Here is a 25,654-nt window from a genome sequence, read left to right as displayed (position 1 = left end):
TGAAAGAAAAATGAAGGCTATTGGTTTTATTGTTGAAATTATCGGCAGAATCACTGCCGATTTGAGTCTTTGAACGATGAAACCTTCCGATGTGGAAGAAAATAAAAATTGTTTGTTATGCGCCTGCCAGTGGCATGACGTTATCGGCAAAGGGCAGCGGCATATTAAGCGCAGCGGTAAATTCACCCACTCGCTCAGCGGGCGTCGGTTTGCCCAGCAAATAGCCCTGCAAAGTGTCAAAACCTAAACCAGTGAGTAAACGTTGCTGTTCCTCGGTTTCGACGCCTTCCGCGACCATGCGCAGGTTCAGGCTTTGTGCCAGCGTCAGCATCGCGCTCACTACCGTGGCGTCTTCACTGTCGGCGCGCAGGCTATTCACAAAAGCACGGTCAATTTTTAGTTCACTGGCTTCCAGGTGTTTGAGATGCAGCAGATTGGCATAACCAATACCAAAGTTATCAATCGCGACTTTCACCCCCAGGCGATGCAGTTCGGCTATGCGCTGCTGGCTAAATTGCGGGTCGCGCATGGCAATGTTTTCGGTAATCTCCAGCATCAGCGCCCCTTCCGGCAACTGATGGCGTTGTAATGCAAGTTGTAAACTGTCGATCAAATCCCGTTGATGAAATTGCAGCGCGGAGAGGTTCACTGACACGCTCCAGTCACTGTTGCCTTCACTGTGCCACTGTTTTAACTGACGGCAGGCTTCATTGATCACCCAGTTACCCAGCGCGACAATTTGCCCGGTTTTTTCCGCACGCGGCAGGAACATATCGGGCATCAGCAAACCTCGGCGCGGATGCTGCCAGCGCAACAGCGCCTCAAAACCCATCAACACCGTACCGCCCGCGCGGAATTTTGGCTGATAGAACAGGCACATCTCTTGGTGCTCCAGCGCATTCCACAGGTCATTGGCCAAGGCCAACTGATGTTGTGCCGTGGCACTCATCACCGGTTCAAACAAACACCAGCCGTTACGGCCACTGTGTTTGGTGTGATACATGGCAGAGTCGGCGTTGAACATCATCTCCTGCTGGCTGCGACCGTGTTCTGGGAAGGTGACGATACCGACGCTCAACGATACGCGCAGCGAGTAGCGATCCAGCTCAAAGGGTAAATCGATGGTATTCACCAACCTTTGCGCCAAGGCTGAAGCCTGCAAAGCGTTGTATTGCGGACACAGCAGCACGAATTCGTCACCGCCGAGTCGGGAAAGGAAAATGTCGTCACTGAGCTGCACACGCAGCCGCTTCGCCACCGCAATCAACAAACGGTCACCTACATGATGTCCCCAGGTATCGTTGACGGCTTTAAAGCCATCGAGATCCATGAACATCAGCGCAAAGGTTTGATCTTGTAAAGTAGCCTGCTTGATTTGCTCGTTGAGCTGCTGCTCCAGCAGTACGCGGTTAGGCAGCGTGGTGAGGTTGTCATGCATCGCCAACTGACGCAGTTCATTGTTAGCACGTTTGAGTTTGGCAGCCAGACGCGCGGCACGCAGTTGTGCATCCAGCATCGAGACCAACAGCGTTAAACCCAGAATGGTGAGCGTAATGATGGTCACCCACACCGCCAACCCATCTTCACTGACGCCGTGATGCTGCATCATGGTGCTCGGCATGCTGTACTCTGCCGCCGCCATGCCGGTGTAATGCATGCCCGCAATGGCAATGCCCATCACCAACGCGGCACAAACGCGCATCATCAGCACGCTTTCGCCCTGGCGCAGATGAAAAGCCAGCCACAATGCGGCGCCAGAGGCGACGTAGGCAATGATCACCGACACCGCCACTAACAACGCATCCCAGCGGATCGCGGGCTCAATCATCAAGGCGTTCATGCCGATGTAGTGCATCATCACCACGCCACTGCCGAGTATCAAGGTGCCACGTATCAGCCGACGACGGGTCAGATGGCTGCCCTGAACACCCTGCGCAAAGGCAAAAATAGAGGCGAGGATCGCCACCACCAGAGAAATAACCGTGAGGGGGATGTCGTAGCGCATGGTCATTGGCATCATCATCGCCAACATACCGATGAAGTGCATCGCCCAGATGCCAATACCCATCGCGGTGCCGCCGCCCACGAGCCACATCTTCGCCAGGCAGCCGCGCGAAACCGCAACGCGCCCAGCTGTGTCCAGCGCGGTAAACGCGGCGATAAAGGCCACAATCAGTGAAACCGTCACCAGAACGCTATCCCAGGTAACCAGCAGCATGTGCGCTCCTAAGCTCAGCCCGCTGCGGAGCAGGTGCTGTATCGTCAAAAAAGGTCAAAGAGTATTCGAACATCGATTAAGGGCGATTAATGACCGCATGCAGTGAGGCAGAGTAAGGAGCCGATCCAGACAATTCTGGAATCACCGCGCTGTGTTTTTTTATTTTCATCATCTGTCGCAGTCAGAAAAATTAATAATATCTGATTAATGCACGAACATAGCATTGAACCGTGAGACGCGGTAGAGGGTTAAATCACTCGTTGTTTAGTTTTTTTAACAGGTCGCTACCCCTTGTAGTCACTGAGTTATCGGCGAAAAGTGTGAATTGATTAGTGAAAAAACTAAGCGCAGCATCACAACTGCTGAATTGCTGATCTATAGTAAAGAAAACTGATATAAATCATCAACCCACAATCTAAGAATATTCCTAGGTGACGGGCACTTACGAAGTGCAGCCGATCGCGGCTCTTGTTTGAATTCGGATTCGTTACATAAATGAATCACCAGGTGAAAAAGCAATGACATTGGATAATCAGTAAGGAATGATTATGAAACTCAAGCTTTTTCTTTTGGCTTCCAGCCTGAGCGTCGCGCTCGCACCCACCGCTGCTTTTGCCGCCACCACTACGGGAACCATCAATGCCACATTGACGCTCACCACCGGTTGTCTGGTGAATGGTCAGTCAGCCACCACCGGCGTCAACTTCGGTACCCTGAACTTTGGTAGTAGTGCGGCAACCTTTGATACCTTAAACGCCACCTTAGTGGGCGCATCGGGTAACGGTATTTATGTGCGCTGCACCACCGGTCAAACGTTTAACGTGCAGGTCACCAGCAGTAATGCCGCGCCCGCCACCATCTATGGCACGGTGAGCGGTCAGCCGCGCTATTTAATTCTCGGTTCCAACAACACCCAAGGCATTGCTTATACCTTGTACAGCGACGCCGCCTTCACCACCGCGATTGCCAATAACACCAACATAGCGGCCAGCGGCACCACCGACCCGACACTGGGCACCAATTACGCCATCTATGGTCGTGTGGTTGGGGGTGGCTTTAACCCACTCATTCCAGCGGGGACCTACACCGATACCATCAACGTGGCGGTGAATTACTAAGGGATCGGTTGGGGTAATCAGGGTGGCCGTAGTGCGTTGGGTGCACAGTGTAGGCGGCCTGGCCCTGCTGATAGGGAGCGTCTCCGCCTGGGCGTTGCCAACGGCAACGTTTCAGGTCTCTGCGTCAGTGGTGGCAGGCTGTGTGGTTTCCGGTACCAATACCGGGGTTTTTGGCACGCTTAATTTCGGCACGCAGTCGGGCGTGGCGTCGAGCAGTGTCAGCGCCAGCTATGTGCAAAGCACCACTATCACCCTCGCCTGTACGCCAGGCACCGCCGTGAGCATGAGCATCAACGGCGGCAGCAATTACACCACCACCCGCAATCTCAAGATATCCGGTAACACCAATACCGTGGCTTATAGCCTGTATACCAATGCGGCGCATACCACCGCGATACCGGTGAATACAGCTGTGGCATTGAGCTATAGCAACGCCAATAACATCACTTTGCCGATTTACGGCCTGTTAACGCTGCCCGGCCCGACGCGCGCCGGGACTTATACCGACACCTTAACCGTCACACTGAGTTGGTGATGGAAGTATTAAAGAAGGATGAATAATCATGAACCTGCGCGCCCTGTCACTGTTGTTTGTCATGGCCCTGATCCCCGCCGCCCACGCGGCCAATTCGCTGATGATTTGGCCAATCGATCCGGCGATAAATCCCGAAGATAAGGCCAGCGAGCTGTGGCTGGAAAACCGCGGCAACGCCACCACGATCATGCAGGTCCGCATTTTCAGTTGGCTGCAAGTCGGCGGTCAGGAGCAGTATCAAACCCAGCAGCAGGTGGTGGCGAGCCCACCCATGGTGCGCCTGGAGCCAGGTCAGAAACAGTTGGTTCGTTTGATCAAACAAACGCCACCTGAAGCAGGGCGTGAAATGTCCTACCGTGTGGTGCTGGATGAAATCCCGACGCCACGCACCCCGGGTGAGAATCAGGCGGGGCTGACCTTCCAGATGCGCTATTCGGTCCCGCTGTTTGTCTACGGTAACGGCGTCACCAGTGACAGTGCGAAACCGCAGCTCAGCTGGCAACAAATTGACAGCGGTGGCAGACGCTGGCTAGAACTCACTAACCGGGGTAATGGCCATGCGCGGTTAAGTAATGTCACTATCGGTGGCCGTCGCATCGGAAATGGCTTGTTTGGCTATGTGCTCGCTAATAGCAGCAACCGCTGGCCGTTAACCAGTAGCGTGAGTGGCGAGCTATCGGCCGAGGTGAATAAAGGCCACTGGAGCAGCGCGGCCGCGCGCTAATGAGGTTTACGCTACATCCCTGTGCGCTCGCCGTTGCCAGCGTACTCTGTCTCAGCCCCCAGACCAGCGGCGCGGAAACCTTCTCCGAGCTGCCGCCCCCGCCTGCCATGGAGAATAACGCCAGCGGCCAGCAATATATGCTGGAACTGGTGGTTAACCAGAGCGATCGCGGTGACATCGTACCGGTCGAGCGAAAAAACGGGGATTTCTGGGTACGCAGCGGCGATTTGCAACGTGTGGGTATTCCCGCCGAGAAGCTGCAGGGCCAGCAAGTCGATATCAATAAACTGGCGGACGTGAAGGTGGATTACGACGAGCGCCGCCAACGCTTGCTGCTCACGGTTCCCCCCGCCTGGTTACCCGGCCAGGTGATTGGGAAGGATCAGCGGGGTCCGCGCTATCCGGGACGCTCCAGCAACGGTGCCTTACTCAATTACGATTTCTACGCGACGCGCACGGATAACGCAGGTTCGCGCCTCTCCAGCTGGAACGAGTTGCGCTTCTTCGGCCCCGTGGGACAGTTCTCCACCAACGGGGTTTACACCCAGCAGCTTGAAGGTGGCGTGAGCGGTCAGCAAGAAGGCTACATCCGCTACGACACTTGGTTCAGTAACGAAGATGAAAATGATGCCATCAGCTGGCGCGCCGGGGATTTGGTCACTGACGCGCTAAGCTGGAGCAACAGCGTGCGTCTCGGCGGGATTCAGATCGCGCGTGATTTTAGCGTGCGCCCTGATCTGGTGACCTATCCCCTGCCCGCATTTTCTGGCCAGGCTGCCGTTCCCTCGTCGGTTGATCTGTTTATCAACGGCTATCGCAGCACCCAGGCCAATGTGCAACCGGGCCCGTGGTCGCTGACCAATGTCCCGTTTGTTAATGGCGCGGGCGATGCGGTGATCACCACTACCGATGCCGTGGGACGCCAGGTGACGACCACGCTGCCGTTTTATGTTTCCAGCAGTTTGTTGCGTCAGGGCTTATCCGATTACTCCTTCTCTGCCGGTGCGATTCGTGAAAACTACGGTCTGCAAAACTTCGATTACGGGGCGGCAGCCGCCAGCGGGTCTTATCGTTATGGCTTAACCGACTGGCTGACATTAGAGAGCCATGCCGAGGGCAGCGACAGCGTGGCGATGGGGGGAGCCGGAGGATTAGTGAAGATTGGCAGTTGGGGCGTGGTGAACGGTGCACTGGCGCAGAGCCAGATGGAGGGTAAACCGGGCACGCAATACAGCTGGGGCTATCAGTACAACAACAGCTGGTTCAGTTTAGGGACGCAACACACGCTGCGAACGGCTGATTTCGGCAACCTGGCGTTGGTGGGCAGCCGTGGTGACAGCGCCAATACCAGCTACTCGCTGGCACGGCGCAGTGCGCAATATACTGCCAGCGTCTCCCTCAACCAATACGGCAGCCTTGGTCTGGCTTACTTTGATATCGCTGGCGGGTCTGGCGACCGCACCCGCCTGTGGAACCTGTCGTGGAGTAAGAATCTGTGGGGCAACAGCAGCCTGTATATCTCGGCCAGCCGCGATCAGGAGCAAGGCGACTGGAGCGGCGCGATCTCCCTCGTCATTCCCTTCGGTGAGCAGAGCAGCGCTTCTGTCAGCTATGAGCGTGATCAACAAGGCCGCAATAACCAGCGCGTCTACGTTTCACGCGCCATGCCAACGGACGGCGGGTTTGCTTACGATGCTGCGTGGGCCAATCAGGGCGGCGATAGCGGAGATTATCGCCAGGCGAGCCTGCGCTATCGCAATAACAAAATTGATACCTCTGCCGGTTTCTATGGGGATAACGACAACACCACGCAGTGGGCAGATTTAACGGGATCACTGGTGCTGATGGATAATCGCGTCTTCGCCGCCAACGATATCAACGATGCCTTTGTGGTGGTGAAAACCGATTATCCGGATGTGACGGTGCGCTATGAGAACCAGTCAATGGGACGCACCGATAAAGAGGGCTATTTGCTGGTGCCCTCGATCAGCAGTTATTACGGTGCGAAATACGATCTCGATACCCTGGATTTACCCGCTGACCGAACCGCGCCCAAAGTGGAACAACGCTTCGCGGTGAAACGGAAAAGCGGTTACCTGCTTCACTTCCCGGTCGAGCGTCTGCGTGCTGCCAGCGTGGTGCTCCACGACAGCGACGGTCAGCCGATCCCTATCTCCAGCCAGGTTTTACGTCCCAGCCAGGCGACCGAATATGTCGGCTGGGACGGGATTGTCTGGATGGAGAATCTCAGCGGTGATAACCCCATTCACGTGGTCACACCGGATGGCCGCACATGCGATACCACACTGACCATTGAGGGTGGCCAGCCCAAAGCGCTGCAAACCTACGGACCGCTCACCTGTGCTCTGCCCCCGCCGCCGCCAGGATCAGCAATCAGTTCGGCGAATAATTCACAGTCAGGGATTTCACCATGAGAAAGCTACTTTTGTTGCTGGCGCTGTTTATTCTGCCGGGTACCAGCTACGCGCTGTGTAGCTTATCGGCACCGACGGCGACCTTTGGCTCTGTTACCACCTTTGCCGTCGGCTCAACCGCGCAAAGCACTTCAACCATCACCAACGTTAACTGTGGTTCAGGCACCTTGTCGCTGCTGGGCACCGATAATGTGGCCTACACCTTTACCACCTCAACCTATCTGAGTGGCACGCGCGCAGCGTTGAAAACCGACAGTACCGGCACCGATACTATCCCGTTTCAGATATGCATCGACAGCGCCTGCGCCACTGAACTGCAGCAGGGTGGGAAATATACCTGGAGTTCTTCGCTACTGCTGGGTTTGGGGAACAGCCTGAACTTCAACATTCCACTCTATTTCCGCACCGTACCGGGACAGGTGGTGGCGGCGGGCAGTTACACCACGATGGTGACGATAACCGTCAGCTACACGGTATGTGCGGGCCTCAACGTAGCGGGGATATGCGTTGGCACCGTGCAAACCAGTACCGGCACAGCCATGACGTTTGCGGTTAACCTGGTCCTTACGAACGACTGCACCACCATCACCGCACCCAACGTCAGTTTTGGCAGTGCGCCGCTGGTCGGCAGTTTCTCTACCGTGCAGCAAACCATCAACGTGGTGTGTTCTAAAGGCAGTACCTTCACGGTGGGACTGAGCAACGGCAGTTATTACAGCGGTACGACACGCCAGATGGCGAGCGGCACAAACCGGCTGGCCTATGACATCTATAAAGGAACCACCACCACGACTCGCTGGGGACCCACGGGCACCGATCGCTGGAGTAGCGCAAGCGCGACATCGCTGAACAGCGATCTCATTACGCGCAATTTTACCTACACGGCACAAATCCTGACCACGCAGAATACGCCTGCCGCAGGCAGCTATACCGATAGTGTGGTGGTGGATTTATCGTTTTAGAGGGGTAAAGGCGGCCCTAAGGCCGCCCAAATCTTACAAGGATGCACTCACCGGCGAACCGCTGTGGCGTGCCTGATACTGTTTCACCATACGGCCAATCAACAGCGTACCGACCAATCCGCATACCGCGGCAAACGACAGCCAGACGCCGGGCATCGCTTTATCTCCGGTGGCATGGATCAGATAACTGGAAACGGCTGGCGTGAAACCGCCAAACAGGGCTGTTGCCAGGCTGTAAGCCAGCGAGAAACCTGATGCACGCACTTCCGCTGGCATGATTTCAGCCAGATACACCACCATCGCACCGTTATAGCTGGCATACAGGAAAGACAACCACAGTTCGGCTTCCACAAGATGCGCAAAACTCGGTGAACCCACTAACCAGTGCAGTACCGGCCAGGTCGTCAGGATCATCAGAATGGTAAAGGTGATTAGCAAGGGACGACGGCCAATCCGATCCGAGAGAGACCCCATCACCGGCAACCAGATAAGGTTGGAGATGCCAACAAACAGCGTCACCATAAAGCTCTGCTCATCACTCATCATCAACACGGTTTTGCCAAAGGTCGGGGTGAACGCGGTGATCATGTAGAACATCACTGTGGTGGTCACCACCATCAGCATCCCCGCCAGCACCAGAGCCCAGTTCTGCCCCACCGAGCGCATAATCTGGCCCATCGAAGGGTGATGCTTACGCTGGCTAAACGCCTCGGTCTCTTCCAGCATGCGACGGATCCAGAACAGGAACGGCACAATCATACAACCGACCACAAACGGAATACGCCAGCCCCATTCGGTGACCGCATCTTTCGCCAGCAGATGGTTCAGGCCAAGACCCAGCAGTGCAGCAAAGATCACCGCCACTTGCTGGCTGCCAGACTGCCAGCTGACATAAAAGCCCTTGCGCCCTTTTGGCGCGACTTCGGCCAGATAAACGGACACACCGCCTAACTCGACACCCGCGGAGAAGCCTTGCAGCAGACGCCCCAGCAAAATCAGAATCGGCGCGGCGGCCCCCAGGGTGGCATAACCTGGCACCAGGGCAATCGTCAGCGTACCCAGCGCCATCAGCCCCAGCGTCAATAAAAGCCCTTTGCGGCGACCGTGATGGTCAATGTAAGCACCGAGAATAATCGCGCCGAGGGGGCGCATCAGGAAGCCTGCACCGAAAGTCATCAAAGTGAGCATCAGTGAGGCGAAAGGGTCATCTCCGGGGAAAAAGGTTTTGGCAATCGCCGTTGCGTAATAACCAAATACCATGAAATCGTACATTTCAAGGAAATTACCGCTGGTGACACTAAAGATGGTTTTGGCACCGCCTTGCGATGGCTTTTGTAAAGACTGGCTCGCACTCATATTGATCTTCCTGGGGTTTTTCTTCCGTTTTAACCGGATACGCCAGGAATAGATGTGATCTGCTTCACCATTGCAGTTTACAAAAGTGAGACCAAAAGTAACAAGAAATTAACATTGCTATAGCGAGGCAAATAAAAAGGGCCGCTGTAAATAGCGGCCCTTAGGGTGGTGAGAGCGGTGAATTATTTCTTCACGGTCTCCATACCCATCAATCCAATCTTCAGATAACCCGCTTCTCGCAGTTGATCCATCACGCTCATCAGCGTTTCGTAATCCACTGACTTATCAGCCTGGAAGAAGATGGTGGTCTCTTTGTTGCCTTCGGTTTGTGCCGTCAGCGCATTCACCAGGGTTTCTTTGGTGACCGCATCATTACCGATGTAAATCTGCTTATCTTCTTTGATCGACAGATAGACCGGTTTTTCCGGACGCGGTTGCGGTGCGCTGGTGGAAGCAGGCAGGTTAACGCGCACATCCACCGTGGCTAATGGCGCGGCGACCATAAAGATGATCAGCAGAACCAACATAACGTCGATAAACGGCGTCACGTTGATTTCATGCATTTCGCCGTCGCCTACCGAGTCATCGTTTAAACGCATCGCCATAATACTTATCCTACGCGCAGTTTCTGTGCCGCCGCTGGACGGGTCGCTTCTTTTGCGGTATCCACGTTACCGAGGTCCAGATCGCGGCTTTGCAGCAGCATCACCTGAGCGGCCACATCACCCAATGAGGCTTTGTAGCTGGCAATCATGCGGGCGAAAACGTTGTAAATCACCACCGCAGGGATAGCAGCAACCAGACCAATGGCGGTGGCCAGCAGCGCTTCTGCGATGCCCGGCGCCACAACGGCGAGGTTCGTCGTCTGCGTTTTAGCGATACCGATAAAGCTGTTCATGATGCCCCACACGGTACCAAACAGACCGATAAATGGCGCAACAGAACCGATAGTGGCGAGGAAGCCATTACCACGACCGGCATGACGGCTGAATGCCGCAACGCGACGGTCAAGGCGGAAGCTGGTGCGCTCCTTGATACCATCAAGATCGTCGGCACCCGCTGAGAGTTCCAGCTCGTTTTGTGCATCATTCAGCAGCACAGCACTGTGGCTATTACTTTTAAAGCTTTCGGCGGCGCGGTAAGCATCATCAAGCGATCGTGCTTCGCCCAGTGCCTGCTGTTCGCGTTTCAGGCGACGTTTCGCCCCGCTCAGCTCAGCAAACTTGCCGAAGAAAATCGCCCAGGTGACAACTGAGGCCAGTAACAGGCCAATCATCACAATTTTTACCACGATATCGGCATGCTGATACATGCCCCAAACGGAGAGGTCCGTTTGCATCAAATCACTGGCTACCACGCTGCGTCTCCAACTTCTGTTGCACAGTTCACGATTGAAGCGCGGATCATAGCAAAAAAATTGACCGAAGTGATAGTAGTTCTCATTACTATTTACAATCCAAAAGTGCCTTGTAATTCCACAATTTGCCCATTGTTTTACAGAATACTGGCACCACTCTGATATTCCGTAATCTGGATCAACCCAGTGCGACATTTCGTGGTAACGTGGATGTTTTGCGGTAAGTGTCAGGAAAGGCAGTGATGGCAACGAATAAAATTGATACCACGCTGGTTAGCGCGGGACGCAGCAAACGTTACACTCAGGGCTCAGTTAACAGCGTGATTCAACGCGCCTCGTCACTGGTTTTTGACACCGTTGCTGACAAAAAACGTGCGACCGCAGGTCGTGCATCCGGTGAGCTTTTTTATGGCCGTCGCGGCACGCTCACCCACTTCTCGTTCCAGGACGCCATGACGGAACTGGAGGGCGGCGCAGGCTGTGCGCTTTATCCTTGCGGTGCAGCGGCGGTGTCGAACGCGATTCTTTCTTTTGTTGAAGCAGGCGATCACATTCTGGTCAGCGGCGCGGTGTATGAACCCACGCAGGATTTCTGCTCAAAAATCCTCAGTAAGCTGAACGTCTCCACCACCTATTTTGATCACTGCATTGGCAGCGAAATCGGTGAATTAGTCCAGCCGAATACGCGCGTGGTGTTCCTTGAGTCGCCCGCGTCCATCACCATGGAAGTGCAGGATATCCCGGCCATCGTGGCGGCGGTGCGGGCTAAAGCGCCAGACGCGATCATCATGATCGATAATACCTGGGCAGCGGGCGTCTTGTTTAACGCCTTGGAGCATGGCATCGATATCTCTATTCAGGCGGGCACCAAATACATTATTGGCCACAGCGATGCGATGATCGGTACTGCCGTTGCAAATGAACGTTGCTGGCCGCAGCTGCGTGAGAATTCGTACCTGATGGGCCAGATGGTAGATGCCGATACCGCCTACATGGCCAGCCGCGGATTGCGCACGCTGGGTACGCGCCTGCGCCAGCATGAAGAGAGCGGTTTGCAGGTGGCAGAATGGCTGGCTGCACAGCCAGAAGTGGCGCGCGTGAATCACCCCGCGTTAGCGCAATGCAAAGGGCATGAGTTCTGGCAGCGTGATTTCAACGGCAGCAGCGGACTCTTCTCTTTTATCCTGCATGAAAAGCTGAGCCGCGAGCAGTTGGCGAACTATCTCGACCATTTCCACCACTTCAGCATGGCCTATTCCTGGGGCGGTTATGAATCATTGATTCTGGCCAACCAGCCGGAAGAACTGGCAGAAATTCGCCCAGCTGGCGGCGTGGACTTCACCGGAACGCTGGTGCGGTTGCACATCGGTCTTGAGCATGTCGATGACCTGTTAGATGACCTGAAAGCCGGCTTTGCCCGCTTAAAGCAGTAAAAAGATAAACAAAACCTAAACCGTTCTGTGTGGCATCGGTGAGATCAACGAATACGATGCCACAGAACGTTAAAATAGAATCCTTGTGACTCGATGGGATAGCAGATGGGTGTTTTACATGAGATTGTCCACGCGCTCTGGCATCAGGATTTTGCCGCGCTGGCCAATCCAGATGTCGTGTGGGTTGTCTACGGCGTGATGTTTTTGACGCTGTTTCTGGAAAACGGTTTGTTGCCGGCCTCTTTCTTGCCGGGCGACAGCCTGCTGCTGCTCGCGGGTGCCATGATTGCCAAAGGCGTGATGGATTTCGTGCCAACTATGGTGATTCTGACCACCGCCGCCAGCCTCGGCTGCTGGCTGAGTTATCTGCAAGGCCGCTGGCTCGGGAATACCCGGTTGGTGAAAAGCTGGTTAATGCACCTCCCCGCGCAATACCACCAGCGGGCGTGGAACCTGTTTAACCGTCATGGGTTGATGGCGCTGCTGGTCGGTCGTTTCCTGGCGTTTGTACGCACTTTGCTGCCTACCATGGCGGGCATCTCTGGCTTACAGAACGGTCGCTTCCAGCTGTTCAACTGGCTGAGTGGCGCATTGTGGGTCGGCATTGTGGTGGCCATGGGTTATGGCATCAGTCAGGTGCCGTTTATCAAGCGCCATGAAGACCAGGTGATGGCCGTGCTGATGGTGCTACCGATGGTGCTGCTGTGTGTCGGGCTGGCTGGCAGCATTGTGGTGATTTGGAAAAAGCGCCGCCAGAAAGCGTAAATAAACGCTGTCATGTATTTGGTCGCTATCAATGGCGACCAAACAAGGTTTTGTAGGGTGCGCATTTATGCGCACCTGTCATTCACGCGGCGTCAAACGGTAACGTGAGTCGCACGCGGCTGGCCTCTTCTCCCGGCGTTACGCCGAAATAGCGTTTAAACTCCCGCGAAAACTGCGAAGGGCTCTCGTAACCGACGCGCACCGCTGCCGCACTGGCTTTCATGCCATCCTGCAACATCATTAATCGCGCCTGATGCAGGCGATAGCGCTTCAGGTATTGCAGCGGCGAGGTTTGCGTTACCGCTTTAAAGTTGTGATGAAATGCCGACACGCTCATGTTCACTTCCGCCGCCAGCATCTCTACGCTCAGGCTTTCTGAGAAATGGTTTTCGATGCGGCGCAACGCGCGCGCAATCTGACTGAATTGTGTCTGACGATTCACCAGCGACAGCAGTGCGCCGCCAATCGGCCCGGTTAGCACATAGTAAATAATCTCACGCACCAGCTGCGGACCCAACACACGCGCATCACGCGGTTTGTTCATCACATCCAACAAGCGTTCGGCTGCACAGAGCATCTCCTCGCTCATAAAAGCCGAATGGATGCCCGAGGTATGCAGCTGCGGCTGAAACTGCTCATCATCGCCAATATCCATCAGCAGATCCTGCAGACTGGCCGTATCCACGCTCAGACACATGCCCGCCAGCGGCTCTTCTAACGTTGCTTCGGTTTCACACTCCACCGGCAACGGTACGGTCAGCATCAGATATTTGGTGGCATCGTAGTGGAACACCGTGCTGCCGAGATAGCCGGTTTTACGTCCCTGGAACAGAATCACAATGCCGGGTTGGTACATCATCGGCGTGCGCGGCAGCGTTTCACAGGCATAGATCAGCTTGACGTTATCAACCGCGCACAACGGTTGCCGGGCATCATTCATTAACGCAATCACTCGCTGCGCCAGCTGGCGGCAAAGGGCATCATTCGGCATGGTTTTCTCTCTGGCAGCAAAAATCCAGTGTGCCGCAATGCTGCTTAAAGCTCCACCACTCTGGAGAATCAGGCAAGATTCTGGCAGAAATGACCAGGGCAAAACGGCGGTTTGATTGCCACAATGATCTCCTCGGTTAAGTTTGTTGACTAGACTTAACCACAGCGCTTTTAACGGTAAGTCACTGCGACAGATAAGGAGCAACTATGGCAGAGCAACCCATTATTAAACTGCACGACGGCAATATGATGCCTCAGCTTGGACTCGGCGTATGGCAGGCTAGCATTGAGGATGCCCGCAATGCGATTGTGGAAGCGTTAAAAGTGGGTTATCGCTCCATCGATACCGCCGCTATTTACAAAAACGAGGAAGCAGTCGGGCAGGCGCTGCAGGATACCGACGTGGCGCGTGAAGATATTTTCATTACCACCAAGTTGTGGAATGACGACCAGCAAAGCTGGCAGGCGGCGATGGAAACCAGCCTGAAGAAATTGCAGCTGGAGAGCGTCGACCTCTACCTGATGCACTGGCCGTGCCCAGAGAAAGATCACTATGTTGAAGCCTGGAAAGGCTTAATTGAGCTGCAAAAACAGGGCTTAACCAAAAGTATCGGCGTCTGTAATTTCCACGAAGCACACCTCAAACGTTTGATCGATGAGACCGGGGTTTCACCGGTGGTGAATCAGATTGAACTACACCCGATGCTGCAACAGCGCACCCTGCATGCCTGGGATGCAATGCATCACATTCAAACAGAATCCTGGAGTCCACTGGCGCAAGGCGGTAAAGGCGTGTTCGATCAGGAGATCATCCGCGATTTAGCCAAAAAGTATGGCAAGACCCCGGCGCAGATCGTGATTCGCTGGCATCTGGATAGCGGACTGGTAGTGATCCCTAAATCCGTTACGCCAGAACGCATTCGCGAAAACTTCCAGGTGTTTGATTTCAGGTTGGAAAAAACGGAGATCAGCGAGATTACCAAGCTGGATAGCGGCAATCGTTTGGGGCCAGACCCGGAGAAGTTTAACGGGTAGGATTATGCGGCTCAGTAGCGGTCGCCATGAATGGCGACCCTACGCGTTTGTCGCGGGATTGTAGCGTGCGCATTGATGCGCACTTTTACTTTAAGGAACTGAGTTCACCTGCAACTGCCCTGCCGTACCGCGATCCGCCAACTCCAGCGTCTGGCTGTAGTAGACAAACGGGAAGTGATCCGAAGAACTCTGCGGGAAGCTCACCAACAGCTCCACGTCGCCATCGACCCACACGGTATCTTTCCAGCCACGATCCTCGCCCATCGGTTGCGCGCCGTTGACATTCTTAATCAAGAACATCACACCCTGAATATGCAGCGACTGCGGACGATCGGCGTGGATAATCCAGCGTTCAAAGGTGCCCTGCTGCACGGTGGTATCGATGCGGCTCATATCCCACAGCGCGCCATTAATGCCCGGCGCACTGTCTCCGATGCGGAATTCACGCGTGCGCACCGCGACGCCATCCAGAATCTGATCCGCCAGTAGACGCATCGGCAGATTATCGGTAACCAACGGCAGTAAGCCCGTCGGTCGCAGGCTCAGCACCAATGTATTCGCCAGGATGGACGAGGGTTCAAACAGACCGCGCAGGCGATCCATCAGACCGGCGGCGGTACCTGCAGTAATCGACACTTCATCGCCTTGCGACATATCTACCAGCACTTCACGGCGTTCACCCGGTGCCAGTGACAGCGTCTGCACCGCCACCGGAGCGGCGAGGAAGCCTTGATCGCTGGCGATCACCGTGAACGGACGGTTGTCCGAGAAGCTCAGATCGAACCGGCGCGCGTTGGACGCATTCAGCAAGCGCAAGCGAACCCAGCCGCGAGAAACCTCGATGTACGGGTTCTGTACGCCATTCACCAGCAGGGTATCACCAAGGAAACCGCCGTCTGAAGGGGGGTTGTAAACCGGTGTGGCGAAGTTATCCAGACGCTTATCCTGAATAATCAGCGGGAAATCATCGACGCCATAGTGCTTAGGCAACGGCAGCGCTTTGCTGACGTCATCTTCAATCAGCCACATGCCGGCCAGGCCGTTGTAAACATGCGGCGCCATGCGATTTGGCGTATTGGCGTGATACCACAGTGTGGCAGCGCCCTGGCGAATCGGCAGCACTGGCGCCCAGTCTACGCCCGCAGACATCAAACGCGGCGCACCGCCCATTAACGCACCTGGCACTTGCAGCCCGCTGACGGTCATCGCCACCGGTTCGTTGAGGCGGTTACTGTAAATCAGCTTCACATCATCGCCGCTGTACACGCGCACAGTGGGGCCGAGGTACATGCCATTAATACCCCATACCGGCACCTTGTTGCTGTTTCCGCTGAACGACCAATGGCTGCGTTGCAACGTCAAAAACAGCGGCTGACCACGACGCGATTCGATCAATGGCGGAATCGGAAGCGGCACATCGCCTGGCGGTGCCGCAGCATGAGCAGCATAAGGCATGCTGCCTGAAGCCAGCGCAACGCCGGCGGAAAGCTGAATAAACTGACGTCTGCTGCAAGACATAAAACTTCAGACCTTTTGAGCGGGGCGTGAAGACGCCGTGTCCATGTTGTTTTTGTTAGTGGATTATTGCTGTGATGAGCATGGGGCAGCGGTACTGCCCCTGGTTGGCTAGATTTTACCGTTTTTTTCGCGTTCGGCGACTTCGGCGTTCAATTCTTCCAGCTTAGCAGACATTAATTCGCGACAATGGGTCGCTAACTTGCGTACTGAAGTGGTTTCAAACTGTTTGGTATCGACAGGCGGCAGCATTTCAACAATCACCAGACCATTGTTCCAGCGGTTGAGTTTCACTTTATCATGGGTGTTAGACACCACCACCGGGATGATCGGCACACCAGCGGCCACCGCAGCATGGAAGGCGCCGGTTTTGAACGGCAACAGGCCACGACCACGGCTGCGCGTGCCTTCCGGGAACATCCAGAAGGAGATTTTCTTTTTGTTGAACTGCGCCACCAGCTCACCGATGGTACCGTGTGCTTTGGCGCGGTTGTCGCGATCAATCAACAGATTGCCGGTTAACCAGTAAAGCTGGCCAAAGAACGGGATCCACAGCAGGCTCTTTTTACCCACGGTGACCGTGGTGGGCTGCACGATCTTCGCTGCGGTGATCATGTCGTAGTTGTTCTGATGGTTAGCGATATAAATCGCGTTGCCGTAACTCTCCGCATCGGCCGGTTTACGCAACTCCACTTTGACGCCAAACACGGTCGACAGGCGACCGAGCATATGACCAAAAGTCGCGACGTGACGCGGATTACGCGGTGAAAACAGACACCAGATACTGCCGAAGATACAGACCAAAATCGAATAAACGATAACAATAATCGTACGTAAAATTAGTAACATAGCTTCCTCAAAGTTGGCATTCCATCGCCTGGTCAGTATTATTCTTCGCTACTCGCGTCACTCTTTGGGCGCGCAGGCGCATTCACTTCCACGCTATCAATACGCTGCAAGCCACGCGACACACTACCGCGACGGCCACGATCGGCACGCACCTTCTGTAGGTCTTCATCACGCATAATTAACTTGCGCTTGCCAACATGGATGGTGATGGAACTGCCCGGTGGCAGAATCAGCAACCATTGCAGTTTATCCAGGCCCGCTGCGGCATCTGCGGATGGAATCGAGATGATTTTATTGCCTTTGCCTTTCGACATTTGTGGCAGATCGCCCACCGGGAACATCAACATACGGCCAGCCTGGGTAATCGCCAGCAGCATGTCATCGCCCGAATGCACCGCCATTGGCGTCATCACTTTGGCGTTATCTGGCAACGTCAGCAGCGCTTTACCCGCACGGTTACGTGAAATCAAATCCGCGAAGGTGCAGATAAAGCCGTAACCGGCATCCGAAGCCATCAGCAGTTTTTGATCGTCTGGCTCCATCAACACCTGTTCAAATGCCGCGCCCGGTGGTGGCGTGAGCTTACCGGTTAACGGCTCGCCCTGCCCGCGTGCGGATGGCAATGAAGTCGGATCCAGCGTGTAGCTGCGCCCAGTGGAGTCGATAAACGCCACCGGCTGGTTACTCTTACCGCGTGCTGCGGCCAGATAGCTGTCACCGGCTTTGTAGCTCAAGCCTGCTGCATCAATATCATGGCCTTTGGCGCTGCGCACCCAGCCCATTTGTGACAGCACGATGGTCACCGGCTCGGCGCTTACCAGCTCGTTTTCGCTCAACGCCTTGGCTTCTTCACGCTCGTGCAACGGTGAACGACGATCGTCGCCATAAGTTTGGCTGTCAGCCAGCAACTCTTTCTTCAGCAGGTTACTCATCTTGCGTTCGGACGCCAGAATCGCCTGCAGCTGATCACGCTCTTTTTCCAGTTCCGCTTGCTCACCACGAATTTTCATCTCTTCCAGTTTGGCGAGATGGCGCAGTTTTAATTCCAGGATCGATTCGGCCTGGGTGTCGGTCAGCTCAAAGCGCGACATCAAGACCTGTTTAGGCTCGTCCTCAGTACGAATGATGTGGATGACTTCATCAATATTGAGGAACGCGACCAGTAAGCCTTCCAAAATATGCAGGCGACGCAATACGCGATCCAGGCGGTAATTCAGGCGTCGCGTCACCGTATCGCGACGATACACCAGCCACTCAGACAGGATTTCCAGCAGGTTTTTCACCGCCGGACGGTTATCCAGCCCGATCATATTCAGGTTAACGCGATAGCTTTTTTCCAGATCGGTGGTGGCAAACAAGTGGTTCATCACCTGCTCAAGATCAACACGATTGGAACGCGGCACGATGACCAGACGCGTTGGGTTCTCGTGATCGGATTCATCACGCAGGTCTTCCACCATCGGCAGCTTTTTGTTACGCATCTGCGCAGCAATCTGCTCCAGCACACGTGCACCGGATACCTGATGCGGCAGTGCGGTAATCACCACATCGCCATCTTCCTTTTTCCACACCGCACGCTGGCGGATCGATCCGCGACCGTTCTGGTAAATCTTACGAATTTCGTCGCGTGGCGTGATGATCTCCGCTTCTGTCGGATAATCCGGGCCTTGCACAATATCCAGCAGCTCATCAAGCGTGGTATTGGGTTTATCAATCAGACGCACGGCGGCTTCCGCCACTTCCCGCAGGTTGTGCGGAGGAATGTCAGTGGCCATGCCCACCGCGATGCCGGTGGTGCCGTTGAGCAGGATGTTCGGCAGACGCGCCGGCAACATTTTCGGCTCCTGCATGGTGCCATCAAAGTTGGGAATGTAATCGACCGTTCCCTGACCCAGTTCACCCAGCAGGACTTCCGCATATTTCGACAGACGCGATTCGGTGTAACGCATCGCGGCGAAGGATTTGGGGTCATCCGGTGCACCCCAGTTACCTTGCCCGTCCACCAGCGGATAACGATAGGAGAAGGGCTGCGCCATCAACACCATCGCTTCATAGCAGGCGCTGTCGCCGTGCGGATGGTATTTACCTAATACGTCACCCACAGTACGCGCCGATTTCTTGAATTTGGCACTCGCGTTGAGGCCCAACTCTGACATCGCATACACGATACGGCGCTGCACTGGCTTGAGGCCATCACCGATATACGGCAGTGCGCGGTCCATGATCACGTACATGGAGTAATTCAGGTACGCGTTTTCCGTAAACTTGTGCAGGGCAAGACGCTCTGCACCATCCTGCGTCAATTCGCTCATTAAGCTCGCATCCTCACTTCGTGGCCCGCAACGGCGGGACATCCGGCGGTCATTTGGCGAGGATAGTACCTTATTCGTGCGAGTTAGTCACAGGGAAGCCAGTGGTGGAGAAGAGAAACCTGTGAGTTTAAATAACGTGACATTGGTTAGAAAAATAAAAAGGAATGAGAGCAGCATCACAATTAATATCCGTAATAAATTGTGAGCAGGATCGCAATTAAATATCTCACATGAGAAGCGTATTAATACTGTCCGCATCCATGGACAACATTTAGTATTGTTGCTTACGCCATCCTTTTCTAAATTTACACTCAACAAAAAAATTTTTTGCGCTCCTGATTTCTGGCACCAAATAAATATATCGAGGAAATAATCTTAAAAACGATTAGCCAAAATAAAGGGTGACCGAATGCAAATACTGACTTCGCGACAACACCGTTTAGTCAAAATGCTGTTGCAACACGCTGCACCGCAGCCGACCAGAGCGTTAGCTTTACAACTTGGCGTGTCAGAGAAAACCATTCAACGCGATTTGCAGTGGCTGGAGAGCTGGCTAAGTGGATGGTCAATGGTGCTGGAGAAAACGCCGGGACGCGGCGTACGTCTGCGGGTTGATGACATTCAGCAACGCTTGCAGCTGGAGCAGCAGTTAAATGGCGATGAGAGCAGCGCCGATGCGCTGGGGCAAAACAGCCGCAGAGTGAAAATTGCCTCACAGCTGTTGAGCGATGCACCCCGCGCCACCTCCATCAGCAAGCTGTCAGAGCGCTATTTTATCAGCCACGCTTCGATCGTGAACGACCTGAAAGTGATCGAGGAGTGGCTGCAACCTTTGGGGCTGACCCTGCAGCGCGGGCCTGGCGGTACGCACATCGAAGGGGATGAACACACGCTGCGTCAGGCAATGGTGTCACTGATTAATGACGTGATGCAGCAAAATGTCGCCGGAACGCCGCTGCTACCGCGGCTTGACCCCGGCAGCCAGCAAGCGTTGGTGCATTATTTTGGCGATGAGGATGTGGCTTTTGTGCAGGCGCTGTTACAGCAGATGGAGCAGCAGCTGAGTTACCCACTGGGCGATGCCTGGTACCTGAATCTCTGCACGCATATTCTGATCATGATGCATCGTATGGCGCAGGGCAACGCGCTCGCCCTTGCTACCTCAACCACCGCGCAGGATCTCGACCAGCGCATCCTGATTATCGCGCAGCAGATGGTGGTACAGATTGAGCAGCGGATGTGCTGCGCGCTGCCTAAAGATGAAGTCGGATTTATTTATCAATATATCGTTTCATCCGGCATTGTGGTGGAAGAGCGTGGGGATAATGCCCCGGTGCATAATCAGTTTTCCACCGCAGAGTCCGTAAAAATAACCTGTGAATTAATTGATCGGTTTTCCGCTTTTATTCAGCAAGATTTAGCACAGGACCGGTTATTATTCGACGGACTGCTGGTACATATAAAGCCATTATTAAATCGACTCAAATATCATATTCACATTCGTAATCCCCTGCTGGAGGATATTCAGCAGGAAATGAAGGGAATATTTTCCCTGACCCAACAGGCGATGCAATTAACCGCCCGGACGCATGCCCTTTCGCCCGTGGCAGATGATGAAATCGGCTACCTCTGCGTACATTTCCAGGCAGCGCTGGAGCGGCAAATTGCCCATAAACGCATTCTGGTGGTGTGCTCCAGCGGCGTGGGGACCTCTCATCTACTGAAAAGCCGTATTTTGCGTGCCTTCCCAGACTGGGAAATTGCCGGCGTGGTCTCTGCCAGTAATCACGCGGCGTTTTGCCAGAACCAAACGGTGGATTTAGTGATTACCACGATTCATCTCGACGCCGGCGCGATTCCGGCGGTGTATGTCAGTGCATTTTTTAACGATGACGATATTCGGCGAGTGACTGACGCCATGATTGGCAGCCAGCTGCCGGACGGCGCGCCCTGCGCCTTGGCTGAACATTAATTGAATGAGGTAGCACCCATGGATATTTCCCGCATTCTCACGCCACGCCGCGTTAATCTGGCGCTGACCGCGACCACTAAAGAAGAGGTGATTAATGAACTCACCGATTTGTTGTATCAGGACGGTGCCATCACCGATCGTGCAGCCTTTATTGAAGACGTCTGGCTGCGTGAGGCCGAAGGGTCGACCGGTTTTGAAAACCACGTCGCCATTCCGCACGGCAAATCTTCTGCGGTTCTCCACACCACGCTCGCCATTGGTCGTACCCAACAGGATATCCCGTGGGAAACGCTTGATGGCAGCCAGGTGCGCTGCATCATCCTGTTCGCTGTGCGACTGGAAGATCAGAACACCACCCATATTCGCCTGTTGTCGCAGGTGGCCAGCGCGCTGGCCGATGATGAGGTGATAGCCCAATTGCTGGTGGAAAACGACCCCAGCAATATCATCCGGCTGTTTAGTCAGTACGCCGAAACCGACCTCTGTTAACACCCAACTCTCTGAGGTGACACATGAATATTGTCTGTGTAGCGGCCTGCACGGCAGGCATCGCGCATACCTATATTGCGCGCGAAAAACTGATTAAAGGGGCTCACGCGCTGGGCCACACCATCCACGTCGAAACCCAAGGCACCATTGGTACTGAAACGGCGCTGACGCGTGAAGACATTGACGCCGCTGATGTGGTGATCCTCGCCATTGACGTGAAGATCAAAGGCGAAGAACGCTTCCAGGGCAAACCCATCGCACGAGTGAAAACCGAAGTGGTGATTAAGTCACCGGTGAAATTCCTCGAAAAAGTGGCGGATTCACTGGCGCGTGCCTGAGGAGATCCACCATGAACGAGAACAAACGTCAGTATGGCCAGGAGATAAAAGGCCACTTGCTCACCGGGATTTCGTGGATGATCCCGCTGATCGTCGCCGCCGGGATCTGTATCGCGCTCGGCCAGGTGATCGGCGGCCCGGATGTTGGTAAGCATCCTGGCACTATCGCCTGGATGTTGAACCAGATCGGCGGCTGGGGCATGGGGCTGATCGTGCCGTTGATCAGTGCGGCGATCGCCTACTCAATTGCCGATCGACCCGGCTTTGCACCCGGTTTAATTGTCGGCTTTATTTGCGGCCAGATTGGTACGGGTTTTATCGGCGGTATGCTGGGCGGCTTCCTCGTCGGTTACACCGTGCTGCTGCTGCGCCGCACGATCAAGCTGCCGCAGTCGATGCAGGGGTTGATGCCGATTATGGTGCTGCCGGTGCTGAGCACCATCATCGCCGGGTTGTTGATGATGACCTTTATCGGTCAGCCGATTGTCTGGCTACAGAAGGCGCTGATTCACTTGCTGGAATCCATGCAGGGCGGATCAAAATTTGTGCTGGGCGCGGTATTGGGCGCGATGGCGACCTTTGACTTCGGCGGCCCCATCAATAAAACCATGTCGCTGTTCGCCGACGGCATGTTGGTTGATGGCATCTACGGCCCGGAAGCGGTGAAGTTTGTCGGCTCGATGATCCCACCGTTTGGTATCACGCTGTCGTATCTGCTGACACGTCATAAGTACACCAAAGCGGAAAAAGAGGCGTTGAAGGCCGCCTTCCCGATGGGCATCTGCATGATTACCGAAGGCGTGATCCCGATTGCAGCACGTGACCTGCTGCGCGTGGTCGCCAGCTGTGTGGTGGCCTCTGCCATCGCCGGGGGCCTGATCATGGTGTGGGGCGTAGAAGCGCCAGTGCCGCACGGTGGGATGTTTGTGGTGCCACTGTTCACCAAACCCCTGATGTTCTGTCTGGCACTGGGTATCGGTACGGCTGTGTGTGGCGTGATGCTGTCGCTGATGAAAAAACCTGTGACGCAGGCCGATGAAGAGTTCGATGACGTGGAAGCCCCTGGCGTCCGCGATGAAGAGATCAAATTCACACTGGAATAAGGAGCCACCATGTTTGCCATGATGAATGACCTGATTCAGGCCGCCGCCAAACAGCAGTACGCAGTCCTGGCGATCAACTGCTTTAACCTTGAAACCGCACGTGCGGCGATTCAAGCCGCAGAACAGCAGCGCGCCCCGCTGATCCTCAATGTGTATCAGGGGCACAGTACGCATTTTCCACCCGCCGTGGCCGTGCCATTAGTACAGGCGTTGGCCGGTGCCGCAACCGTGCCGGTAGCGCTGGCACTGGATCACGGCAAAGCCTTCCCGCTGATCGGCCAGGCGTTTCGCGCCGGGTTTACCGGGCTGATGATCGATGCCTCTGCCGATCCGCTGGCTGAGAACATTCGCCAGACTGCGGCAGTGGTGAAGATGGCGCACACGGCGGGTGTCTGCGTTGAAGGTGAATTAGGCCACATTGCGGATGCACCCACTTACGAGCTGGCGGATGCCTCGGTGAAGATGACGCAGGTTGCGGATGTGCTGCCGTTTATCGAGCAGACCGAGATTGATTTGCTGGCGATTTCCGTCGGCACCGCGCATGGCCTCTACCCTGCCGGAGTCAAACCGAAGATCGATTTCCAGCGTTTGCAGGAGCTGCACGCGGTCTCCACCCGCCCACTGGCGCTGCACGGCGGATCGGGCACGCCGGCCGAAGATATTCGCCGTGTCAGTCAGTATGGCGTGGCCAAAATTAACGTGGGCGCGGCGGTATTTGATGCCGGTAAAAATGCCGTAGAACAGGCGCTCAAGCAGCATCCACACGCGGAGCTGGCCGATTTGCTCGGGCTAATGGAATCCGCCTGCCGCGAGGTGGTGATTGAGTATTTGAGCTGGTCGGGATCGGCTGGCAAGGCGTAATACGCGCGTCTGGTCGCCATAAATGGCGACCCTACAGGGTAATGACTCTGCCCGTAGGGTGCGCATATATGCGCACCGGTTAAACAGGCGCACGTCATTAACGCAGTGAGACGCATCAAAATTTAAATACCACTTTTCTATATCCATCATCGGGTCGGCGCGCGCGTCGGCTCTGGTAAAACTCACGTTAAGGAAATATTAACATGTTGATTTCAATGAAAGAAATGTTGTCACCTGCTCGTGAACATCGCTTTGCTATTGGCGCATTCAACGTGGCAGACAGCTGCTTTATCCGCGCAGTGGTAGAAGAAGCCGAAGCCACTAACACCCCGGCAATCATCTCGATTCACCCAAGCGAGCTGGAGTTTGTCACCGATGAATTCTTTGGCTATGTGCGTGAACGCACGTTGAAAAGCCGCGTGCCCTTCACTATCCACCTCGACCACGGCGCATCGATTGCCCAGGTGCTGCGGGCAATCCAATGCGGCTTCACCTCCGTGATGATTGATGGCTCATTGCTGCCTTATGAAGAGAACGTGGCGCTGACCAAAGAGGTAGTGAAACTGGCGCACTCGGTGGGGGTTTCGGTGGAAGGTGAACTCGGCACCATTGGCGATACCGGTACCACGGTGGAGGGCGGCGTAAGTAAAGTGATCTACACCGAACCGGCGCAGGCAGAAGATTTTGTGCAGCGCACCGGCGTCGATACGCTGGCGGTGGCCATCGGTACCGCGCACGGTATCTATCCGAAAGACATGAAGCCAGAGTTGCAGATGCATATCCTGAAAGATATTTCGCAGCGTGTGACCATTCCACTGGTGTTGCATGGCGGTTCAGCCAACCCGGATGCAGAGATTGCCGAAGCGGTGACGCTGGGCGTGGGTAAAATCAATATCTCCAGCGATATGAAATACGCTTACTTCGCCAAACTGCGTGAGATTCTGGCGCGCGAAACCTGGTGGGATCCCAACGTGATTTACCCGGACGCGATTGCTGCCGCCAAAGCGGTGATTCGCTACAAGATGAATCTGTTTGGTGGCTTGGGGAAAGCGGGGCTGTATCGTTAAATGTCCTGGTGTGCATAAATGCGCACCCTACATTTATGGTCGCGATTTCTGGCATAGTGCTCGCCAGTTTAGCGCTTTCGGTCGCCATAAATAGCAACCCTACGACGGTCGAGCACGGTTTTTGTAGATACCGTCTTGCCAGTTACCTGGCAAGACATATTTCTGCATCGAACGGGCGGCCTGATTTCAGCACTCCATAAGCCAGCTGCAGCAGCTTTTT

22 protein-coding genes are annotated in these 25,654 nt (G+C 54.8%); 14 read left to right on the top strand and 8 right to left on the bottom strand.

Going from position 1 to position 25,654, the window contains the following annotated elements:
* Positions 1-115 precede the first annotated feature (115 nt).
* On the bottom strand, positions 116-2,218 hold the full coding sequence (locus ACPUC8_RS24985) for a putative bifunctional diguanylate cyclase/phosphodiesterase (protein WP_494927670.1): 2,103 nt from the start codon (positions 2,216-2,218) through the stop codon (positions 116-118).
* A gap of 548 nt (positions 2,219-2,766) precedes the next feature.
* On the opposite strand from ACPUC8_RS24985, the gene ACPUC8_RS24980 reads away from it, so the two are divergent.
* From ACPUC8_RS24980 to ACPUC8_RS24960, 5 genes are read left to right on the top strand one after another with little or no spacing between them, the layout of a single operon-like run.
* The gene (locus ACPUC8_RS24980; RefSeq protein WP_039328877.1) at positions 2,767-3,336 is read left to right on the top strand and encodes a spore coat protein U domain-containing protein; all 570 of its coding nucleotides are present in this window, start codon (positions 2,767-2,769) and stop codon (positions 3,334-3,336) included.
* Positions 3,337-3,358: 22 nt separating this feature from the next.
* Positions 3,359-3,871, top strand: coding sequence for a Csu type fimbrial protein (locus ACPUC8_RS24975; protein ID WP_039328878.1), 513 nt, complete (start codon positions 3,359-3,361; stop codon positions 3,869-3,871).
* Positions 3,872-3,896: 25 nt separating this feature from the next.
* Entirely contained in the window at positions 3,897-4,595 is a 699-nt protein-coding gene (locus ACPUC8_RS24970; protein WP_418903646.1) for a fimbrial biogenesis chaperone, read from the top strand.
* Complete coding sequence (locus ACPUC8_RS24965; RefSeq protein WP_494927669.1) at positions 4,595-7,030, top strand: fimbria/pilus outer membrane usher protein; 2,436 nt, start codon at positions 4,595-4,597, stop codon at positions 7,028-7,030. Before ACPUC8_RS24970 ends, ACPUC8_RS24965 begins: the two co-directional genes overlap by 1 nt.
* Positions 7,027-7,992 (top strand): Csu type fimbrial protein, encoded by a 966-nt coding sequence (locus ACPUC8_RS24960; RefSeq protein WP_039328882.1) that lies wholly within the window; start codon positions 7,027-7,029, stop codon positions 7,990-7,992. The genes ACPUC8_RS24965 and ACPUC8_RS24960 overlap by 4 nt, the downstream gene beginning before the upstream one ends.
* A gap of 33 nt (positions 7,993-8,025) precedes the next feature.
* Here ACPUC8_RS24960 and ACPUC8_RS24955 read toward each other — a convergent pair whose 3' ends face one another.
* From ACPUC8_RS24955 to exbB, 3 genes are all read right to left on the bottom strand, one after another.
* Complete coding sequence (locus ACPUC8_RS24955) at positions 8,026-9,348, bottom strand: MFS transporter (RefSeq protein WP_039328883.1); 1,323 nt, start codon at positions 9,346-9,348, stop codon at positions 8,026-8,028.
* Positions 9,349-9,530: 182 nt separating this feature from the next.
* The gene (exbD, locus tag ACPUC8_RS24950) at positions 9,531-9,953 is read right to left on the bottom strand and encodes a TonB system transport protein ExbD (protein WP_039328885.1); all 423 of its coding nucleotides are present in this window, start codon (positions 9,951-9,953) and stop codon (positions 9,531-9,533) included.
* 5 nt (positions 9,954-9,958) lie between these two features.
* On the bottom strand, positions 9,959-10,687 hold the full coding sequence (gene exbB / locus ACPUC8_RS24945; RefSeq protein ID WP_201023795.1) for a tol-pal system-associated acyl-CoA thioesterase: 729 nt from the start codon (positions 10,685-10,687) through the stop codon (positions 9,959-9,961).
* Positions 10,688-10,947: 260 nt separating this feature from the next.
* Between exbB and metC the strand changes: the two genes are divergently transcribed.
* On the top strand, positions 10,948-12,138 hold the full coding sequence (gene metC, locus ACPUC8_RS24940; RefSeq protein WP_494927668.1) for a cystathionine beta-lyase: 1,191 nt from the start codon (positions 10,948-10,950) through the stop codon (positions 12,136-12,138).
* Between the two features lie 105 nt (positions 12,139-12,243).
* Positions 12,244-12,903, top strand: coding sequence for a DedA family protein (locus tag ACPUC8_RS24935; RefSeq protein WP_039328612.1), 660 nt, complete (start codon positions 12,244-12,246; stop codon positions 12,901-12,903).
* Between the two features lie 82 nt (positions 12,904-12,985).
* Here ACPUC8_RS24935 and ACPUC8_RS24930 read toward each other — a convergent pair whose 3' ends face one another.
* The gene (locus ACPUC8_RS24930) at positions 12,986-13,894 is read right to left on the bottom strand and encodes an AraC family transcriptional regulator (protein ID WP_039328611.1); all 909 of its coding nucleotides are present in this window, start codon (positions 13,892-13,894) and stop codon (positions 12,986-12,988) included.
* 206 nt (positions 13,895-14,100) lie between these two features.
* Between ACPUC8_RS24930 and dkgA the strand changes: the two genes are divergently transcribed.
* Positions 14,101-14,928, top strand: coding sequence for a 2,5-didehydrogluconate reductase DkgA (gene dkgA / locus ACPUC8_RS24925; protein WP_494927667.1), 828 nt, complete (start codon positions 14,101-14,103; stop codon positions 14,926-14,928).
* A 90-nt stretch (positions 14,929-15,018) separates the two neighbouring features.
* On the opposite strand, the gene ftsP is transcribed toward dkgA, so the two are convergent.
* From ftsP to parC, 3 genes are all read right to left on the bottom strand, one after another.
* Positions 15,019-16,446 (bottom strand): cell division protein FtsP, encoded by a 1,428-nt coding sequence (gene ftsP / locus ACPUC8_RS24920; RefSeq protein ID WP_494927666.1) that lies wholly within the window; start codon positions 16,444-16,446, stop codon positions 15,019-15,021.
* Positions 16,447-16,554: 108 nt separating this feature from the next.
* Positions 16,555-17,292, bottom strand: a complete 738-nt coding sequence (locus ACPUC8_RS24915; RefSeq protein WP_039328606.1) for a 1-acylglycerol-3-phosphate O-acyltransferase — start codon at positions 17,290-17,292, stop codon at positions 16,555-16,557.
* 38 nt (positions 17,293-17,330) lie between these two features.
* Positions 17,331-19,604: a DNA topoisomerase IV subunit A gene (parC, locus tag ACPUC8_RS24910; RefSeq protein WP_039328604.1), complete on the bottom strand. Its 2,274-nt coding sequence runs from the start codon at positions 19,602-19,604 to the stop codon at positions 17,331-17,333.
* Between the two features lie 409 nt (positions 19,605-20,013).
* On the opposite strand from parC, the gene ACPUC8_RS24905 reads away from it, so the two are divergent.
* The 6 genes from ACPUC8_RS24905 to ACPUC8_RS24880 all read left to right on the top strand — a co-directional run bounded on the left by ACPUC8_RS24905 (position 20,014) and on the right by ACPUC8_RS24880 (position 25,434).
* Positions 20,014-21,576 carry a BglG family transcription antiterminator gene (locus tag ACPUC8_RS24905; protein ID WP_283227274.1) on the top strand — a complete coding sequence of 521 codons (1,563 nt, stop codon included), beginning with the start codon at positions 20,014-20,016 and terminating at the stop codon, positions 21,574-21,576.
* Positions 21,577-21,594: 18 nt separating this feature from the next.
* Positions 21,595-22,065, top strand: a complete 471-nt coding sequence (locus tag ACPUC8_RS24900; RefSeq protein WP_039328602.1) for a PTS sugar transporter subunit IIA — start codon at positions 21,595-21,597, stop codon at positions 22,063-22,065.
* Positions 22,066-22,088: 23 nt separating this feature from the next.
* The gene (locus ACPUC8_RS24895; RefSeq protein ID WP_494927665.1) at positions 22,089-22,403 is read left to right on the top strand and encodes a PTS fructose transporter subunit IIB; all 315 of its coding nucleotides are present in this window, start codon (positions 22,089-22,091) and stop codon (positions 22,401-22,403) included.
* 11 nt (positions 22,404-22,414) lie between these two features.
* A complete protein-coding gene (locus ACPUC8_RS24890; protein WP_039328598.1) occupies positions 22,415-23,506 on the top strand; it encodes a PTS fructose transporter subunit IIC in 1,092 nt (363 codons plus the stop codon).
* Positions 23,507-23,515: 9 nt separating this feature from the next.
* On the top strand, positions 23,516-24,367 hold the full coding sequence (locus ACPUC8_RS24885; protein WP_494927664.1) for a class II fructose-bisphosphate aldolase: 852 nt from the start codon (positions 23,516-23,518) through the stop codon (positions 24,365-24,367).
* Positions 24,368-24,570: 203 nt separating this feature from the next.
* Positions 24,571-25,434 carry a ketose-bisphosphate aldolase gene (locus ACPUC8_RS24880; protein ID WP_494927663.1) on the top strand — a complete coding sequence of 288 codons (864 nt, stop codon included), beginning with the start codon at positions 24,571-24,573 and terminating at the stop codon, positions 25,432-25,434.
* Positions 25,435-25,654: the final 220 nt, after the last annotated feature.

This window comes from Pantoea sp. CFCC18177 (genome assembly GCF_059412425.1).
The sequence above is the reverse complement of the archived record's forward strand: the minus strand, read 5'-3'. Positions and strand labels throughout refer to the sequence as shown.

What these genes read in the sequence shown, in the direction of transcription:
- ACPUC8_RS24955 (WP_039328883.1), bottom strand. Translation starts at nt 9,348, where the DNA reads ATGAGTGCGAGCCAGTCTTTACAAAAGCCATCGCAAGGCGGTGCCAAA.
- ACPUC8_RS24985 (WP_494927670.1), bottom strand. Translation starts at nt 2,218, where the DNA reads ATGCTGCTGGTTACCTGGGATAGCGTTCTGGTGACGGTTTCACTGATT.
- ACPUC8_RS24915 (WP_039328606.1), bottom strand. Translation starts at nt 17,292, where the DNA reads ATGTTACTAATTTTACGTACGATTATTGTTATCGTTTATTCGATTTTG.
- ACPUC8_RS24890 (WP_039328598.1), top strand. Translation starts at nt 22,415, where the DNA reads ATGAACGAGAACAAACGTCAGTATGGCCAGGAGATAAAAGGCCACTTG.
- metC (WP_494927668.1), top strand. Translation starts at nt 10,948, where the DNA reads ATGGCAACGAATAAAATTGATACCACGCTGGTTAGCGCGGGACGCAGC.
- exbB (WP_201023795.1), bottom strand. Translation starts at nt 10,687, where the DNA reads ATGCAAACGGACCTCTCCGTTTGGGGCATGTATCAGCATGCCGATATC.
- ACPUC8_RS24980 (WP_039328877.1), top strand. Translation starts at nt 2,767, where the DNA reads ATGAAACTCAAGCTTTTTCTTTTGGCTTCCAGCCTGAGCGTCGCGCTC.
- ACPUC8_RS24880 (WP_494927663.1), top strand. Translation starts at nt 24,571, where the DNA reads ATGTTGATTTCAATGAAAGAAATGTTGTCACCTGCTCGTGAACATCGC.
- ACPUC8_RS24935 (WP_039328612.1), top strand. Translation starts at nt 12,244, where the DNA reads ATGGGTGTTTTACATGAGATTGTCCACGCGCTCTGGCATCAGGATTTT.
- ACPUC8_RS24960 (WP_039328882.1), top strand. Translation starts at nt 7,027, where the DNA reads ATGAGAAAGCTACTTTTGTTGCTGGCGCTGTTTATTCTGCCGGGTACC.
- parC (WP_039328604.1), bottom strand. Translation starts at nt 19,604, where the DNA reads ATGAGCGAATTGACGCAGGATGGTGCAGAGCGTCTTGCCCTGCACAAG.
- ACPUC8_RS24895 (WP_494927665.1), top strand. Translation starts at nt 22,089, where the DNA reads ATGAATATTGTCTGTGTAGCGGCCTGCACGGCAGGCATCGCGCATACC.
- dkgA (WP_494927667.1), top strand. Translation starts at nt 14,101, where the DNA reads ATGGCAGAGCAACCCATTATTAAACTGCACGACGGCAATATGATGCCT.
- exbD (WP_039328885.1), bottom strand. Translation starts at nt 9,953, where the DNA reads ATGGCGATGCGTTTAAACGATGACTCGGTAGGCGACGGCGAAATGCAT.
- ACPUC8_RS24905 (WP_283227274.1), top strand. Translation starts at nt 20,014, where the DNA reads ATGCAAATACTGACTTCGCGACAACACCGTTTAGTCAAAATGCTGTTG.
- ACPUC8_RS24885 (WP_494927664.1), top strand. Translation starts at nt 23,516, where the DNA reads ATGTTTGCCATGATGAATGACCTGATTCAGGCCGCCGCCAAACAGCAG.
- ACPUC8_RS24930 (WP_039328611.1), bottom strand. Translation starts at nt 13,894, where the DNA reads ATGCCGAATGATGCCCTTTGCCGCCAGCTGGCGCAGCGAGTGATTGCG.
- ACPUC8_RS24900 (WP_039328602.1), top strand. Translation starts at nt 21,595, where the DNA reads ATGGATATTTCCCGCATTCTCACGCCACGCCGCGTTAATCTGGCGCTG.
- ACPUC8_RS24965 (WP_494927669.1), top strand. Translation starts at nt 4,595, where the DNA reads ATGAGGTTTACGCTACATCCCTGTGCGCTCGCCGTTGCCAGCGTACTC.
- ftsP (WP_494927666.1), bottom strand. Translation starts at nt 16,446, where the DNA reads ATGTCTTGCAGCAGACGTCAGTTTATTCAGCTTTCCGCCGGCGTTGCG.